General features: G+C 68.7%; 12 protein-coding genes and 1 pseudogene. 9 read left to right on the top strand and 4 right to left on the bottom strand.

All coding sequences use genetic code 11. The features are described from left to right. Window positions 1-202 precede the first annotated feature (202 nt). Window positions 203-1,636, top strand: a complete 1,434-nt coding sequence (locus SNE34_RS14375; RefSeq protein WP_332618302.1) for a hypothetical protein — start codon at window positions 203-205, stop codon at window positions 1,634-1,636. Here SNE34_RS14375 and SNE34_RS14370 read toward each other — a convergent pair. Further along, window positions 1,633-2,964, bottom strand: a complete 1,332-nt coding sequence (locus tag SNE34_RS14370; RefSeq protein ID WP_332618301.1) for a glycosyltransferase — start codon at window positions 2,962-2,964, stop codon at window positions 1,633-1,635. The genes SNE34_RS14375 and SNE34_RS14370 overlap by 4 nt on opposite strands. Beyond that, complete coding sequence (locus tag SNE34_RS14365; protein ID WP_332618299.1) at window positions 2,961-4,001, bottom strand: glycosyltransferase; 1,041 nt, start codon at window positions 3,999-4,001, stop codon at window positions 2,961-2,963. Before SNE34_RS14365 ends, SNE34_RS14370 begins: the two co-directional genes overlap by 4 nt. 396 nt (window positions 4,002-4,397) lie before the next feature. Between SNE34_RS14365 and mrcB the strand changes: the two genes are divergently transcribed. The 4 genes from mrcB to tsaB are packed head-to-tail and all read left to right on the top strand — an operon-like array spanning window position 4,398 to window position 10,120. Continuing rightward, on the top strand, window positions 4,398-6,803 hold the full coding sequence (mrcB, locus tag SNE34_RS14360) for a penicillin-binding protein 1B (RefSeq protein WP_332618298.1): 2,406 nt from the start codon (window positions 4,398-4,400) through the stop codon (window positions 6,801-6,803). Beyond that, window positions 6,800-7,330 (top strand): tetratricopeptide repeat protein, encoded by a 531-nt coding sequence (locus SNE34_RS14355; RefSeq protein WP_332618297.1) that lies wholly within the window; start codon window positions 6,800-6,802, stop codon window positions 7,328-7,330. Before mrcB ends, SNE34_RS14355 begins: the two co-directional genes overlap by 4 nt. Before the next feature lies 1 nt (window position 7,331). After that, window positions 7,332-9,410, top strand: coding sequence for a DNA repair helicase YoaA (gene yoaA / locus SNE34_RS14350; protein ID WP_332618326.1), 2,079 nt, complete (start codon window positions 7,332-7,334; stop codon window positions 9,408-9,410). Next, window positions 9,407-10,120, top strand: coding sequence for a tRNA (adenosine(37)-N6)-threonylcarbamoyltransferase complex dimerization subunit type 1 TsaB (gene tsaB, locus SNE34_RS14345; RefSeq protein WP_332618296.1), 714 nt, complete (start codon window positions 9,407-9,409; stop codon window positions 10,118-10,120). The genes yoaA and tsaB overlap by 4 nt, the downstream gene beginning before the upstream one ends. On the opposite strand, the gene SNE34_RS14340 is transcribed toward tsaB, so the two are convergent. Beyond that, the gene (locus SNE34_RS14340) at window positions 10,117-10,992 is read right to left on the bottom strand and encodes an energy transducer TonB (RefSeq protein ID WP_332618295.1); all 876 of its coding nucleotides are present in this window, start codon (window positions 10,990-10,992) and stop codon (window positions 10,117-10,119) included. The two genes, tsaB and SNE34_RS14340, sit on opposite strands and share 4 nt — an antisense overlap. Beyond that, window positions 10,989-11,942, bottom strand: coding sequence for a glutathione synthase (gshB, locus tag SNE34_RS14335; protein WP_332618294.1), 954 nt, complete (start codon window positions 11,940-11,942; stop codon window positions 10,989-10,991). Before gshB ends, SNE34_RS14340 begins: the two co-directional genes overlap by 4 nt. Window positions 11,943-12,174: 232 nt before the next feature. Between gshB and pilG the strand changes: the two genes are divergently transcribed. From pilG to SNE34_RS14315, 4 genes and pseudogenes are all read left to right on the top strand, one after another. Beyond that, window positions 12,175-12,573 (top strand): twitching motility response regulator PilG, encoded by a 399-nt coding sequence (gene pilG / locus SNE34_RS14330; protein WP_332618293.1) that lies wholly within the window; start codon window positions 12,175-12,177, stop codon window positions 12,571-12,573. 19 nt (window positions 12,574-12,592) lie between these two features. Next, the gene (locus SNE34_RS14325; protein ID WP_332618292.1) at window positions 12,593-12,958 is read left to right on the top strand and encodes a response regulator transcription factor; all 366 of its coding nucleotides are present in this window, start codon (window positions 12,593-12,595) and stop codon (window positions 12,956-12,958) included. A 29-nt stretch (window positions 12,959-12,987) separates the two neighbouring features. Further along, a pseudogene (locus SNE34_RS14320) lies at window positions 12,988-13,542 on the top strand (chemotaxis protein CheW); the annotation flags it as partial. 64 nt (window positions 13,543-13,606) lie between these two features. Continuing rightward, complete coding sequence (locus SNE34_RS14315) at window positions 13,607-15,628, top strand: methyl-accepting chemotaxis protein (RefSeq protein ID WP_332618291.1); 2,022 nt, start codon at window positions 13,607-13,609, stop codon at window positions 15,626-15,628. Window positions 15,629-15,647 lie beyond the last annotated feature (19 nt).

Raw genomic sequence — 15,647 nt, 5'->3', positions numbered from 1 at the left:
GCCGTGCGCTTGACGCGCCGTCACCATCGATCGGGACTATTCTGATCAGATGCGCAAGTCGGGTGCGGATAACGGATACGGCGAACGGCGGTCAGAGCGGATCGAGCCGACGCTGGGTCCGCAGCCTTCGGCGCCGGACGCGCCGCCGCCCGGCCGGCCCCCGCCTGCCAGACCGCGTCCGCGCAAGCGGCGCTGGGTCGCGGTGATACTGGCAATTGCCGGCATCGCCTTGCTGCTGTTGGCACGCGAGCCGCTGTCGGACTGGCTGTGGCCGGAAACCCGGGTCCAGCAACTGCGTGCCGACGCCGCGCGCGCGCTGCAGGCCGGCGAACTGACCCGGACCGACGGCCGCGGCGCGCGCGAACTCTACGAAGCCGCGTTGGCCCTCGACCCCGACCGGCCCGACGCGCGCGAGGGCCTGGTCCAGGTCGGGCGCGCGGCGCTGGCCCGGGCCGAGATCGCGCTGGCGCAGGGGCGCGACGCCGAGGCTCGCCGGTTCCTGCAACTCGCCCGCGAACTCGCGGTTCCACGCGCGCAGACCGATATGCTGGCTCGGCGGTTGCGCCAGCGCGTCGGCGACGGAGGTGGGGTCGACCAGTTATTGGCCGCCGCCGAAACGGCGCTCGAAGCCGGCCGGCTGGATGGTGCCGACGACGCCGCGCTGCCGCTGTACCAGCGAGTGCTGGCGCTGCAGCCGCACCACACCGCAGCCCTGGAAGGTCGCGAAGACACCCTGTCCGAACTGCTGCAGCGTGCCGAGTCTGCGATGCAGCGGGATGATCCGACTGGAACGGCGGCGTTGATCGCGCGGGTGCAGATGGTCGACCCGGGCCATGTCGGATTGCCGGCGGCGCTGGCAGCGCTGGCAGGACGCGTCGATCAACGCCTGCAACAGGCCGATAAGGATCTGGAGGCGGGGCGCTGGTCGCAGGCGCTCGATGGTTATCGCGCCGTCGCCGCGATCGACGCCGCCAACGTCGCCGCCGCGCGCGGAGTGGTGCGCGTCGCCAACGCCCACGCCGCGCGCAGCGAGCGGCTGGCCGCGGACTTTCGTTTCGTCGAGGCCCAGGCCGCGTTGATCGAAGCGCAACAGATCGCCCCGAACGCGGCGGCGGTGATCGCCGCGAAGGACCATCTCGACCGTGCCAGGCGATCGCAGGCCCGGTTGGAGAGCGGCCTGCCACCGGCCCAGCGAGACCGCCGGGTGCGCGAGTTGCTCGACGCCGCGGCGGCGGCCGAGGCGCGCGGCGACCTGTTGGACCCGCCGGGCGAAAGCGCCTACGACAAGGTGCGCGCCGCGCAGGCGATTGCCCCGCGTGAGCCGGCCGTCGATCAAGCGGCGCAACGACTGGCTCCGGCTGCGGGGGACTGTTTCCGGCGGAATCTGCAAGCCAATGCGTTGTCACGCGCAGGTGCTTGCCTGGATGCATGGAGGATGCTGGGCGGTACCGATTCACAGGTCGCCGTCGCGCGGCGGCGACTGGCGTCAAGCTGGGTGGCATACGGCAACGAGAGGCTCGGCGCCTACGAACTGGCGACCGCACGTTCCGCACTTGCCAAGGCACGTGAACTGGATCCGAACACGCCGGGCGTGGCCGACCTGGCCGATCGCTTGGCGCGGGCTATTCCCGACTAGCGATTCTCGCGGACACAGCAATCGCGCAACACTTGCTCCAGTTGTCCGGCAAGGCGACTCCAGCCGAACTCCGACACGCCCTCACGGTCCAGCGACAAGCCTTCCTCGAGGCGGCCCTCGGAACGCCTCTGCACCAGCTGTCGCAGTTTCGAGGCGACCGCTGACGATTCCGGCGGGCACACCCAACCGCGATCGTGGGCACGAACCTGGTTGGCCACCGCATCGTCGGCATCATCGCCGAGGTGAAGAATCGGACGGCCGGCGCCCATGTATTCGTAGCATTTGCCGGGCACCTGACTCGGATCGCTGTTTGAAAGGTTTACCAATACGTCGGCCCGACGCTGCCACGCCAGTGCGTCCAGATGTGGCAGGAAACCCAGCAGGCGGACCCGTTCCGGGTTTCGTCGACTGGCGGCCAATAGTTCATCCGGAGCGTGGATGGTCGCCACGTTCAGGCGTACTCCGGGAGTCTCCAGGACGGCCCGCAGTAATATCTCCGCGGTGCGGAAACGGTAGAAGCTGCCGGTATAGAGCAGTTCGAGTCGATCCGGGTCGATATCGACGTGGCCGATGGGAAGACATTTGCTGTCGTCGAAGCCTTGGGTCAGTACCGTGATCGGCGTCGATCCCGCGTGGCGCTCGATCAGCAGTCGCCGTGCCGAAGGGGTGGTCACCAGCACGTGGTCGGCAAGATTGCAGACATCGGCTTCGAGCTTGCGAGCCTTGTCCTGCCAGCGTGGCAGTGTGTAGGGCGCGAGGACCGGGTCGGCCAGGTCCGCAATCCATCGGAATTCCGATTTCTTGGCGCGGAGCCCGAGTTGGAGAGTGGTAGCAGGCTCGTGCGAGCTGATTACCACGTCGGGCTGCAACTGGGCGAGCAGTTCATCCAGGCGCACCCGCGCGCGGGCATGCCACTCGCCGCGCAGATCAGGGAACCACAAGTGTTCGCCCACGCGTTGCAGAGCCGCGGATACTCGATGTTTCCAGCCACCGCGCGAAGGCGCGGCCGCGGCGGGGGAAGTGGTGGAGGGAACGGAAGCCGCAGCCGGCGCCTGTTTCCGTTCACGGTAGCGCCGTCGCATGGCGACCAGTCCGCGTACCGGACCGGGGTAGGTACGATGCACGGTGACGCCAGCCGGCAACGCAGGCAACCCGGGGGTCGAACCACCCAGGTCGATGGTGAGGACATGAACCTCATGACCCTGGCGGTGCAATTCGCGACTCAGATAGGCCCAGCGCAAAGATTGCGGTGAAGCGCTGGGAGGGAATTCATAAGCGATCAACAGAATCCGCATCGGGGTGAAATCGGAGGTGAGCGTCGTGGTCATGGGCTTGGTGGCAGTGTCCCTGGCGGCCCCAGAGAAGCCTTGGCGGTAGCGATCGCAGCCTCGGGCGAGAAATACCGCCGCACATTGGCTCTTCCCTGGTTTGACAGCGTTTGCCACAAGATCGGGTCCTGATACAGACGCGCGACCGCGGTGGCGAAGGTTTCGGCGTCGTTGGCCACCAGCACGTCGATGCCGGGTTGCAGGTGCATGCCTTCGGTTGCGCAGGCCGTCGCGACCACCGGCTGGCCATGCGCCATGCTGAGGTTGACCTTGCCTTTGACACCTGCGCCGAAGCGCAGCGGTGCCAGCGCTATCCGGCAACCGTCCAGGACGGGCGCAATGTCCGGCACGTGACCGTGAACCAGGATGCCGGACTCCGGGGGGAAGGTCATCGCCGGGCCGGTGCCGGGGGAACCGACAAAGTGCAATCGTACCCCCGGCAACTTCGTACGGATTCGCGGAAAGATGTCCCGCGCCAACCACTCGACGGCATCGCGGTTAGGCGGGTGGCGGAGTCCTCCGACAAACAGCAGGTCGCGTCGCTGTTCGAACGGCTGCCCTGGGGTGTCTTCGTCGATGATGTTGGACACGATCCGCACGGTGGCATTCGGCCTGGCTTCGAGCAACAAGTCGCGCTCGATCGGGCTGACCACCCATGTGGTGTCCGCGCGGTCGACCAATCCCAGTTCGCGTTGGCGTGTCGATTCTGCGTGTCGGTGCAACCGCCGGTCGTCGTGCAGTTCGGCTTCGCGCATCTCACGAAGGAAGTGCAGATCGACCGTGTCGAATACGATGGATGCGCGAGGAGCGACGGCTCGTATCAACGGAAGCCAATGCCCCGCGGCATGGTGCCGACACAGGATCGCCGAGGCCAGCGACCCGCGATGCAGGCGAAGCCAGGTCGGCGCATCGCCGGGGCGGTGCAACCGGGGCACGTGGATACCCGATGCCCGCAGCCGGGTCGCGTTCGCGCAAGTGGTTCCGCCCTCATCGGGAACGAATGCTACCCGGTAGCCTGCGGACACCAGCGCTTGCATCAGGTTGCACAGGCGCAGTGATCCCGAGTCCCTGTCGGGCGCCGGCACTGTGCCGTCCACGACAAGTATCCAAGGGTGCTTTCCCCAATCCTCCTCGGCTGGCAGGGGTTCCCGTGGCGTCGTGCACTCATCACGCGTGGACGCCCCGGCGGCGGTCGGTCTGACCCGGTGCCAGGTGGCATGCCAGCCCTTCGCCTGCAGGCTCCCCAATGCCCGGCGCAGCAGGTGCAGGTGGCGCCGGAGGTAAAACTGCAGAGAAGTGAGCACGAAGGTTCGACGACGGTTGGATGAACAAACAGGACATGGTAACCGGCGACGCGCCGACACGAGGCGATGCAGGCTTTTGGGGTGCGCTAGACTCGGAAATTCCAAGCACTTATGGCGATTGTCTCACCTGTGGCCCGAATCGATTACGAAGACGACGATCTCAACCCCGACACCGGCGACGCGCCGCAATGGCGGCGCCGGCTGGTCACTTGGGCCCTGGCGGCGATCGGGCTGGGCCTCGGCTTCCTGATCCCGTATTCGCTGTACCTCAACCACGAGGTCGGACAGCGCTTCGACCAGTTGCGCTGGCAGTTGCCGACCCGGGTCTACGGGCAGCCGCTGGAGCTGGCGCCGGGGTTGGCGCTGGATGCCGAGACCCTGAAGACCGAGCTCGACGCCGCCGGTTACCACGCCGGTGACGGCAGCCGTCCGGGCAGCTACCGGCGCGATGGCGGCCAGTGGCTGATCTCCAGCCGCGGCTTCAACGATGTCGACGGCGCGGTCGCGCCACGTCGCATCGAGGTGCGGCTGTCGGGTGGCAAGGTCGCCCGGCTGGAGGACGCGGCCACCGACAGCAAGCTCAAGGCGGCGCGGCTCGATCCGGCACGCATCGCCACCCTCTACGGCCAGCAGCAGGAGGAGCGCCGGCTGGTGCGGCTGGAGGAGGTGCCCGAGTTGCTGGTCACCGGCCTGCAGGCGGTCGAGGACCGCGACTTCGCCCACCACCACGGCATCGACGTGTCCGGCATCCTGCGCGCGGCATGGGTCAACCTGAAGGCCGGCGAGGCGGTGCAGGGCGCCAGTACCCTGACCCAGCAGCTGGCGCGCAGCGGCCTGCTCGGGATCGGCCGCGAGCAGACCTTCACCCGCAAGTTCAACGAGATGATCTATGCGCTGCTGATCGAGGCGCGCTACGACAAGAAGACCATCCTCGAGGCCTATTTCAACCAGGTCTACCTCGGCCAGCGCGGCGCGCAGGCGATCCACGGCGTCGCCGCGGCATCGGAGTTCTGGTTCGGCCGCGACCTGCCCGATATCAGTACCGAGCAGATCGCGCTGCTGATCGGCATCGTCCGTGGGCCGTCGTACTACGACCCGCGTGACAATCCCGAACGCGCAACGGCCCGGCGCAACTTCGTGCTCGGCGAGATGCACGAAACCGGGCTGATCGACGACGCCGAACACCAGCGCGCGCTGAAGGCGCCGCTCGGCGTGACCGAGCAGCCGGGACTGTCGGCCAACCGCTTCCCGGCCTATGTCGACCTGGTCCGGCGTCAGCTCGCCAGCGACTACCCGGCCGACGCGCTCGCCGGCGCCGGCCTCAGCGTGATGACCGGGATGTCGCCGTCGGCCCAGGCCTATGCCGAGGGCGCAGTCACCAAGACCCTGGAAAGCCTCGACAGCAAGAACCGCCCCGACCTGCAGGCCGGCCTGGTGCTGACCGACGTCCATGACGGCGAGGTGCTGGCGGTGGTCGGCAGCGGCACCCCGGCGCGGCCGGGCTTCAACCGCGCGGTCGAGGCGCGCCGGCCGGTCGGCTCGCTGCTCAAGCCGTTCGTGTACCTGCTGGCGCTGGCGCAGCCCGATCGCTGGTCGCTGGCGAGTTGGGTCGACGATTCGCCGGTCACCGTCGCCCTCGGCAACGGCAAGCGGTGGACCCCGGGCAACTCCGACAATCGCAGCCACGGCACCGTGCGGCTGATCGACGCGCTGGCGAATTCGTACAACCAGGCCACCGTGCGGATCGGCATGCAGGTCGATCCGCGCCGGATCGCCAGCCTGATCCACACCCTGGCCGGGATCGAGGCCGAGCCGAACCCGTCGCTGATCCTCGGCTCGGTCGGCCAGAGCCCGTACGCGATGGCGCAGCTGTACCAGTTCCTCGCGTCGGGCGGCGAAATCCAGCCGCTGCACGCGGTGCGCGGCGTGCTCGATGCCGAAGGGCGCGCGCTGAACCGCTACGACACCGAGCCGGCGCCGGCCCAGGATGGCGACGCGATCGCCGCACGGTTGATCACCATCGCCCTGCAACACACCGTCAGCAGCGGCACCGCCCGGCGGTTGGTCGCCGACGGCCTCGGCGAGCTGCAGGCGGCGGGCAAGACCGGCACCAGCAACGACAGCCGCGACAGCTGGTTCGCCGGCTACACTGGCGACCATCTCGCGGTGGTCTGGGTCGGCAACGACGACAACAAGCCGACCGGCCTGTACGGCTCGACCGGCGGCATGCGGGTGTGGTCGAACCTGTTCAGCCGGTTGCCGAGCGCGCCGCTGAAGGTCGGCGACAAGGGTCTGGACTGGCAGTGGGTGGTCGGCTCGAACACCACCGACGCCGGTTGTCCCGGGGCGCGTCGGTTCGCGTTCGTGGCCGGGTTCGCGCCGGCCTACCAACCCTGCCAACCGCCGGAGCCGGTGGTCGAGGAAGGCCAGGGCGGATGGCGCGAGTGGTTCGGTTTTGGCCGCGACGATGACGACGAGCGCGAGGCACCACCGGAACCGCCGCCACCGCCCCCGCAACCGGTGGAGACGCCATGAAGCGCCTGCTGCCGACGATGGCGTTGCTGGCAATGCTGGCCGCCTGCGCCGGCATCGAGCCGGCGCCGCCGCAACCCCGGTTCGATGCGGTCGCCGCGGTCGCGGCAATTCGCGCGGCCGGTACCGCCGGCTCCGCCGAACTGGTGGTCAAGCCCCTCGGCAATCCCCAGGTAGGCGACCTGCGCGAGCAGGCCAGCGCGTTGCAGGCGCAAGGTCGCCACGCCGACGCCGCGGCCGCGCTCGACCAGGCGCTGGCGATCAGCCCGGACGACCCGGCGCTGCTGCAGGAACGCGCCGAAGCGGCACTGCTGCTGCATGATCTCGACGATGCCGAGCGCTTGGCGCGGCGGGCGATCGCGATCGGCACCGAGGTCGGCCCGCAATGCCGTCGCCACTGGGAAACGATCGTCCAGGTCCTGACGGTGCGCCCCGTGGCTGCCGACGACACAGCGTCGCCCGCGCCGTCGGCGGCCGATGCCCGCCGCCAGCGCGACGCCTGCACCGTCGCCGCGCCGCCGCGCTACTGAGATGGGCGAGGGTGGCAGCCGACTCGGCAGCGCCAGCCGCGCGGCCTTGAGCGAGGGCGGAGACCTGGCGCGCAACATCGCCGCGTTCGCGCCGCGCAGCGCCCAGCAGGACCTCGCCGTCGCCGTCGCCGACGCATTCGACCGCCGCGGCATGTTGCTCGCCGAAGCCGGCACCGGTACCGGCAAGACCTTCGCCTACCTGGTGCCGGCGATCCTGTCGGGACTGAAGACCATCGTCTCCACCGGTACCCGCGCGCTGCAGGACCAGCTCTACCACCGCGACCTGCCGCGGGTGCGCGATGCGCTCGGGATCGGCCTCAAGACCGCGCTGTTGAAGGGCAGGGCCAACTACCTGTGCCACTACCGGCTGGAGCAGGCCAAGGGCGAGGGTCGCTTCCACAGCCGCGAGATGGCCGGCCAGTTCCAGCGCATCGTCGCTTGGGCCGGGCGCACCCGCATGGGCGACCTTGCCGAGCTGGAGACCCTGCCCGACGACTCGCCGCTGCTGCCGATGGTCACCTCGACCACCGACAACTGCCTCGGCAGCGAGTGCCCGTTCTTCTCCGAATGCTTCGTCGTGCAGGCACGACAGCGCGCGCAGGCGGCCGACCTGGTGGTGGTCAACCATCACCTGCTGCTGGCCGACCTGGCGCTGAAGCAGGAGGGCTTCGGCGAGATCCTGCCCGGCGCGCAGGCGTTCGTGGTCGACGAGGCGCACCAGTTGCCGGAGCTCGCCGGGCAGTTCTTCGGCGAGGCATTGAGCGCACGGCCGCTGGTCGAACTCGCGCGCGATGCACTGGCCGAGTGCAAGCAGGCCTCCGGTGCGCTGGCGGTGCTGCAGGAGCCGACTCGCGCGCTGGAACAATCGGTCCGCGGCCTTCGTGCCGCGATGGACGAACTGCCGGTGCGCGGCACCCGCCGCCGCGCGGCCGAAGATGCGAGTGTCGAAGCCGCCATCGACGGCTTGCTTCAGACGCTGCGCGACCTGCATGCGGCGCTGCTGCCATTGCGCGAGGCGGCACCCGGTTTCGACAGCTGCACGGCGCGGGCGAAGGAATTCGAGAACCGCCTGCGGCGCTGGCGCGACGAAGGATCCGATGAAGCAGTCGAGGGCGTTGATGCATCCGACGAAGCGACCGATACCGATGCCGGCTCCGAGCCACCGGATGACCGCGGTCCCCTGAGCGCCGACGACGCGCCCAGCGTGCTCTGGTACGAACTCACCGCGCGCGGCTTCCGCCTCAGCCGCACCCCGCTCGACGTCGCCGGGCCGCTCGCCCAGCACCGCGCGCGCTCGCAGGCGGCGTGGGTATTCACCTCGGCGACGCTGGCGATCGGTGGCCGCTTCGAGCACTACGCGATCAAGCTCGGGCTGAAGGATCCGGCCACCCTGCTGGCGCCAAGCCCGTTCGACTGGCCGACCCAGGCGCTGTGCTACCTGCCCGGCGGCTTGCCGGAGCCAGCGGCGCGCCATTACACAGACTCGATCGTCGAAGCGATCAAGCCCGTGCTCGAAGCCTCTGCCGGGCGCGCGTTCGTGTTGTTCGCCTCGCACCGCGCCCTGCGCGAGGCAGCACAGTTGTTGCGCGATGGGCCGTGGCCGTTGTTCGTGCAGGGCGAGGCGCCGCGTTCGCTGCTGCTGGAGCGCTTCCGCGCCTCCGGTAACGGCGTGCTGCTCGGCGCCGCCAGTTTCCGCGAGGGCGTCGATGTCGCCGGCGACGCGCTCAGCGTGGTTGTCATCGACAAGCTGCCGTTCGCCGCGCCGGACGATCCGGTGTTCGAAGCCCGGCTGGAGGCGATCCGCCGCAGTGGCGGCAACCCGTTCCGCGACGAGCAATTGCCGCAGGCGGTGATCGCGCTCAAGCAGGGCGCCGGCCGGCTGATCCGCAGCGAGACCGACCGCGGCGTGCTGGTGCTGTGCGACCCACGGTTGCTCGGCAAGAGCTACGGCCGGGTGTTCATGGACTCGTTGCCGCCGCTGCCGAAAACCCGGAAGCTCGAAGACGTGCAGGCATTCTTTGCGCCAGAATCGTCGGTCCAGGTTGACGATGAAGCCGGCGCAATGAAGGTCCACCAATGAAACTGCTGGCGTTCGAACTGGCCACCGAGGCCTGCTCGGTGGCGCTATGGATCGATGGCGAGGTGCGTGAGCGCTTCGAGATCGCCCCGCGCCGCCATGCCGAACTGGCACTGCCGTGGGCCGGGCAACTGCTGGCCGACGCCGACATCGCCCGGTCCCAGCTCGACGCGATCGCACTCGGTCGCGGCCCGGGCGCGTTCACCGGCGTGCGACTGGCGATCGCGATCGGGCAGGGCATCGCGCTGGCGCTGGACCGGCCGATCGTGCCGGTCTCGACGCTGGCGGCGTTGGCACTGCAGGCGCCGGGTCCGCGCGTGCTGGCGGCAATCGACGCGCGCATGGGCGAGGTCTACAGCGCCGCATTCGAACTGCGCGACGGTGATGCGATCGCGCTTGATCACGAAGCTGTCGGCGCGCCCGGTGCGGTGCAACTGACCGATGTCGGCGAAGGCTGGCATGGCGTCGGCACCGGCTTCGACGCCTGCGACGGCGCCCTGCGCGAGCGCCTGTCGGATCGATTGCACTCCATTGATGCCACGGCCTTGCCGCACGCGGGCGACGTTGCGCGACTCGCGGCATTGGCCCTCGCCCGCGGCGAAGCGGTCGCGCCCGAGCGGGTCGAGCCAGCCTACCTGCGCAACAACGTCGCCCTCACCATCCGCGATCAGCAAGCCTTGCGCGACGCTCGCGATAATCCCCCGCCTGCTTAGCGGTCGACCAGTTCACCACCGGCCAGGAACGCCCAGGTCCGGGTGACATGCAGGACGTCCGGGTCGTCCTCGGTCTTTGGCAGCGGCGGGTAGGGCTCAGCCAGCCGGGCGATGCGCAATGCAGAAGCGTCCAGCAGCGGGATGCCGCTGGAGACCACGATCTCCGAGTTCTCGACGCTGCCGTCGCGGCGCACCGCGACGCTGATCACGACCTGTCCGGCGAGCCGGCGTCGCCGCGCTTCATCGGGATAGTTGAGGTTGCCGACCCGCTCGACCCGGTCGACCCAGCCGCGCAGGTAACCGGCCCACGCGTACTCGGTGGTGCTGGCGGAGACGAACTTGCGCGTGGGTCGCTTGGCGTAGCGTTCCGAGCGCAGGTGGATCTCGGCGGCGAGCCGCGCCATCTCCATGTCATGGGCGATCTTGCGGTCGCCGGGCGGTAGCGGGCGCTCGTCCGGGTCGGGGGTCGCGCGCGCGGTTGCGGTGGCGGTGTCGCCGCGGACGCTGCTGATCACCCGCGCCTGCGGTGGCGGTTGCGGCGCCGGCGATTGCGCGCGCAATTGCCGCGGGGCCACGCCGCTGGCCGCCTGCGGCAACGGCCCGGACTGGCGTTCGGTCGGCCGGTTGCTCTTGTCGTGTTCGCCGCCACCCTGATTGTTGGCCTGGGCGAGGAAATCCGCCTGCTCCGGGGTCAGCGCGGTGCTGGTCCGGGTCAGGATCACGTCCAGCGTCGGCATCACCGGCGCCGCGCTTTCCAGGGCGAAGCCGACGCCGAGCAGCAGCACGCCGTGGACCAGCAACGACAACACCAGGGTCGCGCCGAGGCGCTGGCCCTCGTGGATGCCGGGCGGCTGGACGACCGCCGCGCTCATGCGGCGCTGGCGCGCGCTTCGATCGCCTCGAACAGGCCGGCGCAGATGTTCAGGCCGAACTGGGCATCGAGTTCGCGGATGCAGGTCGGGCTGGTGACGTTGACCTCGGTCAGGTAGTCGCCGATCACGTCGAGGCCGACGAACAGCATGCCGCGGCGCTTCATTTCCGGCCCGACCTGGGCGGCGATCCAGCGGTCGCGCTCGCTCAGCGGCCGGCCCTCGCCGCGGCCACCGACGGCGAGGTTGCCGCGGAACTCGTCGCCTTGCGGGATCCGCGCCAGGCAATAGTCGACCGCCACGCCATCGACCAGCAGGATGCGCTTGTCGCCCTCGCCGATCTCGGGCAGGAAGCGCTGCGCCATCGCCAGCCGCCGGCCGTTGTCTGTCAGGGTTTCCAGGATCACGTTGGTGTTGGGGTCGCCGTGGCCGACCCGGAAGATCGAGCGCCCGCCCATGCCGTCCAGCGGCTTGAGCACCGCCTCGCCGTGTTCGGCGATGAACGCCTTCAGGCTCGCCGCGTCGCGGCTGACCACGCTCGGCGCGCAGCATTGCGGGAACAGCAGCGCGGCCAGCTTTTCGTTGTAGTCGCGCAGGCCCTGCGGATCGTTGACCACCATTGCGCCGGCGCGCCGGGCGAGGTCGAGGATATGGGTGTCGTGGATGTATTCGTCGTCGACCGGCGGGTCCTTGCGCATCAGCAGCACATGGCCGTCTCGCAATTCGATATGCGACGGCTGCCCCAGGTCGAACCAGTGCCCGGGATCGTCGTGGACCCGCAGTTGGGCCATCCTGGCGACCGCCGCGTCGTCACGCGCGGCAAGTCCGCCCGGCATCACGTACCATAGCCGGTGCCCGCGCCGTTGCGCTTCCAGCAGCATCGCGAAGGTGGAGTCCTTGGCGATCTTGATCGACCCGATCGGGTCCATGATGACGACGATGTCCAGCGGCATGGCGGCAATGGTTGGGGAGGGGATTGGAAGCCACGGCGATGGTAGCAGGCGGATCCCATGCCGCCGCGGCACCACGTCCGCATTCATGTTGGTGCCGGCGAAATGCGTGCTTGACAGGCCGCGTCAGGCTTGGAATAAAGGGAGCCTCGCGACGCCCCGGGGTTCGGCGTCGGCGATCTGATGCAGCAAGCAAGCCGCGAAACAAGCAAGTCGAGACAGGGGATACAGCACAATGCAGGACGAGGGTCGCAGCGGCAGCTTCGATGGTTTGCGAGTCATGGTGATCGACGACTCCAAGACCATCCGCCGTACCGCTGAAACACTGCTCAAGCGCGAGGGTTGCGCGGTGGTGACGGCGACCGACGGCTTCGAGGCCCTGGCCAAGATCGCCGACCAGCAGCCGCAGATCATCTTCGTCGACATCATGATGCCGCGGCTGGATGGCTATCAGACCTGCGCGCTGATCAAAAACAACCAGGTGTTCAAGGACACGCCGGTGATCATGCTGTCGTCCAAGGACGGCCTGTTCGACAAGGCGCGCGGCCGCATCGTCGGTTCGCAGCAATACCTCACCAAGCCATTCACGCGCGAGGAACTCCTCGACGCCATCCGCACACACGTCAACGCCTGACCGGGGGGTAAGGCACCAAATGGCACGTATTCTTCTGATCGAGGACTCGCCGACCGATACGGCGGTCCTGACCCAACTGCTGGAACGCAATGGGCACGACGTGCTGGCCTCGGGAAGCGCCGAGGACGGCATCGACGTATGCCGCCGCGAGCAGCCCGACCTGGTTCTGATGGACGTGATCCTGCCGGGCATGAACGGTTTCCAGGCCACCCGCGCGCTGTCGCGTGGCGATGACACCAAGGCCATCCCGGTGCTGATCGTCAGCACCAAGGGCATGGAAACGGACAAGGCCTGGGGCCTGCGCCAGGGGGCCAAGGACTACATCGTCAAGCCGCCGCGCGAGGACGAGTTGATCGCCCGGATCAACGCGCTGCTGGGATCGTGAACGGGTCGCCGTCAGTGGGCGTGCCGGCAATGGGCGTTGCCCCGTTCGACGTACTGGTCGATTACGAACGCCGCAGCCTGGCGCATGTCGCCGGCCTGCCCGAGCAGCTCGACGCGCCTGGTTTGTGGCGTGGCGTGGGCTACCGGATCGGCAATCGCCGGCTGGCCTCCGGCTTCGGCGAGGTGCTGGAAATCCTGCCGTTGCCGCAAGTCACCCCGGTGCCCGGCGCGCAGTCGTGGATGCTCGGCCTGGCCAATGTCCGCGGCAACCTGCTGCCGATCGTCGACCTCAAGCAGTTCCTCGAAGGCGAGCGCACGGTGCTGCACGAGAGCCAGCGGATCCTGCTGGTGCGCCAGCCCGGCGGCGACGTCGCGGTACTGATCGACGAGCTCTACGGCCAGCGCAGCTTCAACGAGCAGCACCTGCTCGACCTGGAGGGCGACGCCGACGACGCCGCGGCGCACCTGGCCGACGGCCGCTATGCCAATTTCATCGGCCGGGCCTATCGCCTGGACGACACCACGTGGGGAATCTTCAGCCTGGACCGGCTGGCGCGCACCCCCGAATTCAGACAAGCCGCTTCCGACATGCCGCGGCCCGAACACCACAGCGGTACACCCCGCGCCAGCAACGTACCTGAGGTCGAAAATGAGCACTGAGATGAATTCCGCCGCCGGCAAGGCGCGCAATGTCGGCGTCAACACCTGGCTGATCGTGCTGGGCCTGGCGGTGCTGGTGTTCGGCCTGAACACCGGCTACGCGACCTGGAAAGCCGCGCGCCTCGGCGGCGCCAGCGCCTCGGCTTCGAGCCTGCAGGTGCAGTCGCAGCAGCTGGCGGTGCAGGGCCAGGAGGCGGTCGGCGGTGATGCCGCCGCGTTCGACGCGTTCAAGGCGACCCAGGCGCAGATCGACGAGAACATCAGCGACCTCAACGCCAACTTCGGCGCGACCCCGGGAGTGACCGGGCCGATCGAGGCGGTGACCCAGACCTGGGCGCCGCTCGACAAGAGCGCCCAGCAGGTACTCGCCAGCCAGAAGGCGGTGCTCGGCCTGGCCGACAACGCCGACAGCTTCACCGACCAGGTCCCGCAGTTGCAGGCGCGCCTGGACGAACTGGTCCGCGCGATGTCGGGCAGCGGTTCGCCGTCGTCGCAGGTGTACTACGCGCTGCGCCAGGTGGTGTTGTCGGGCACCATGGCCCGCCGGGTGACCGAGATCCGCGCCGGTGGCGCCGGTGCGCAGGCCGCCGGTGACGGCCTGGTCCGCGATGCGGCGATCTTCAACAACGTGTTGACCGGCCTGCGCAATGGCGACGAGGCCGGTGGCGTCAACAAGCTCACCAATGCCGGTGCGCTGGCCGCGCTGGAGCAGACGGAGACGCTGTGGAAAGAGATGCAGGGCGACCTCGACGCGATCGTCGCCAGCTCGCAGAACCTGTTCCGCGCGCAGGCCGCGGCCGAGGCGATCACCAATGGTTCCGACAAGCTGCTGGCCGACAGCCGCGCGTTGTTCGACGCATTCACCGCGTTCGGCTCGCTGAAGGACACCAGCCTGCTCGGCAACCTGTGGATCTCGATCGTTTCCGGTGCGATCGCGTTGCTGGCGATCGTGTTCCTGGTGCTGTCGCTCAACAGCCAGCAGAAGAAGCGCTACGAGACCACCAAGGAACTCAACGACCGCAACCAGGAGGCGATCATGCGCCTGCTGGACGAAATGGGCTCGCTCGCGGAAGGCGACCTGACCGTGAAGGCGACCGTGACCGAGGACATGACCGGTGCGATCGCGGACTCGATCAACTTCGCCGTCGAGCAGCTGCGCAGCCTGGTGCAGACCATCACCGACACCTCGGTTCAGGTCGCGTCCAGCGCGCAGGAAACCCAGGCGACCGCGATGCACCTGGCCGAAGCGGCGGAACACCAGGCGCAGGAAATCACCTCCGCGTCGAGCCGCATCAGCGAAATCGCGGCCAGCATCGACCAGGTGTCGAAGAACTCCGCCGAGTCGGCCGACGTGGCGCAGCGCTCGGTGCAGATCGCGACGGCCGGCGCCGGCGTGGTGCGACAGACGATCCAGGGCATGGACAACATCCGTGACCAGATCCAGGAAACCTCCAAGCGCATCAAGCGCCTGGGCGAGTCCTCGCAGGAAATCGGCTCGATCGTTGAACTGATCAACGACATCTCCGAGCAGACCAACATCCTGGCGCTGAACGCTGCCATCCAGGCGGCCTCGGCCGGTGAGGCCGGCCGCGGGTTCGCGGTGGTGGCCGACGAAGTGCAGCGACTCGCGGAACGCTCGTCCAACGCGACCAAGCGAATCGAATCGCTGGTGCAGGCCATTCAGGCCGATACCAACGAGGCGGTCAGCTCGATGGAACAGACGACCTCCGAAGTGGTCGCCGGTGCGCGACTGGCCGAGGACGCGGGTACCGCGCTGGGCGAGATCGAAAAAGTGTCGTCGGATCTCTCGGGCCTGATTCAGGGCATCTCGTCGGCGGCGCAGCAGCAGTCCGGCGCGGCGGCCAACATCACCCAGACGATGAACACGATTCAGCAGATCACCTCGCAGACCACCCAGGGCGCCAACCAGACCGCGCAGTCGATTGGAAACCTGGCCCAGCTCGCCGCCGACCTGCGTCGCTCGGTCGCCGACTTCAAGCTGCCGGCCTGAGCCCGGGATTGGATCGCGT

This window comes from Novilysobacter erysipheiresistens (assembly GCF_036663935.1).
GTDB lineage: Bacteria > Pseudomonadota > Gammaproteobacteria > Xanthomonadales > Xanthomonadaceae > Novilysobacter > Novilysobacter erysipheiresistens.
This window is presented reverse-complemented; position numbering and strand designations above follow the sequence as displayed.

Bases quoted from the DNA above. Each gene is read 5' to 3' on its own strand.
- SNE34_RS14370 (WP_332618301.1), bottom strand. From the start codon at position 2,964: ATGACCACGACGCTCACCTCCGATTTCACCCCGATGCGGATTCTGTTG.
- SNE34_RS14365 (WP_332618299.1), bottom strand. From the start codon at position 4,001: ATGCAAGCGCTGGTGTCCGCAGGCTACCGGGTAGCATTCGTTCCCGAT.
- SNE34_RS14355 (WP_332618297.1), top strand. From the start codon at position 6,800: ATGAAGCGCCTGCTGCCGACGATGGCGTTGCTGGCAATGCTGGCCGCC.
- yoaA (WP_332618326.1), top strand. From the start codon at position 7,332: ATGGGCGAGGGTGGCAGCCGACTCGGCAGCGCCAGCCGCGCGGCCTTG.
- tsaB (WP_332618296.1), top strand. From the start codon at position 9,407: ATGAAACTGCTGGCGTTCGAACTGGCCACCGAGGCCTGCTCGGTGGCG.
- SNE34_RS14340 (WP_332618295.1), bottom strand. From the start codon at position 10,992: ATGAGCGCGGCGGTCGTCCAGCCGCCCGGCATCCACGAGGGCCAGCGC.
- gshB (WP_332618294.1), bottom strand. From the start codon at position 11,942: ATGCCGCTGGACATCGTCGTCATCATGGACCCGATCGGGTCGATCAAG.
- pilG (WP_332618293.1), top strand. From the start codon at position 12,175: ATGCAGGACGAGGGTCGCAGCGGCAGCTTCGATGGTTTGCGAGTCATG.
- SNE34_RS14325 (WP_332618292.1), top strand. From the start codon at position 12,593: ATGGCACGTATTCTTCTGATCGAGGACTCGCCGACCGATACGGCGGTC.
- SNE34_RS14315 (WP_332618291.1), top strand. From the start codon at position 13,607: ATGAGCACTGAGATGAATTCCGCCGCCGGCAAGGCGCGCAATGTCGGC.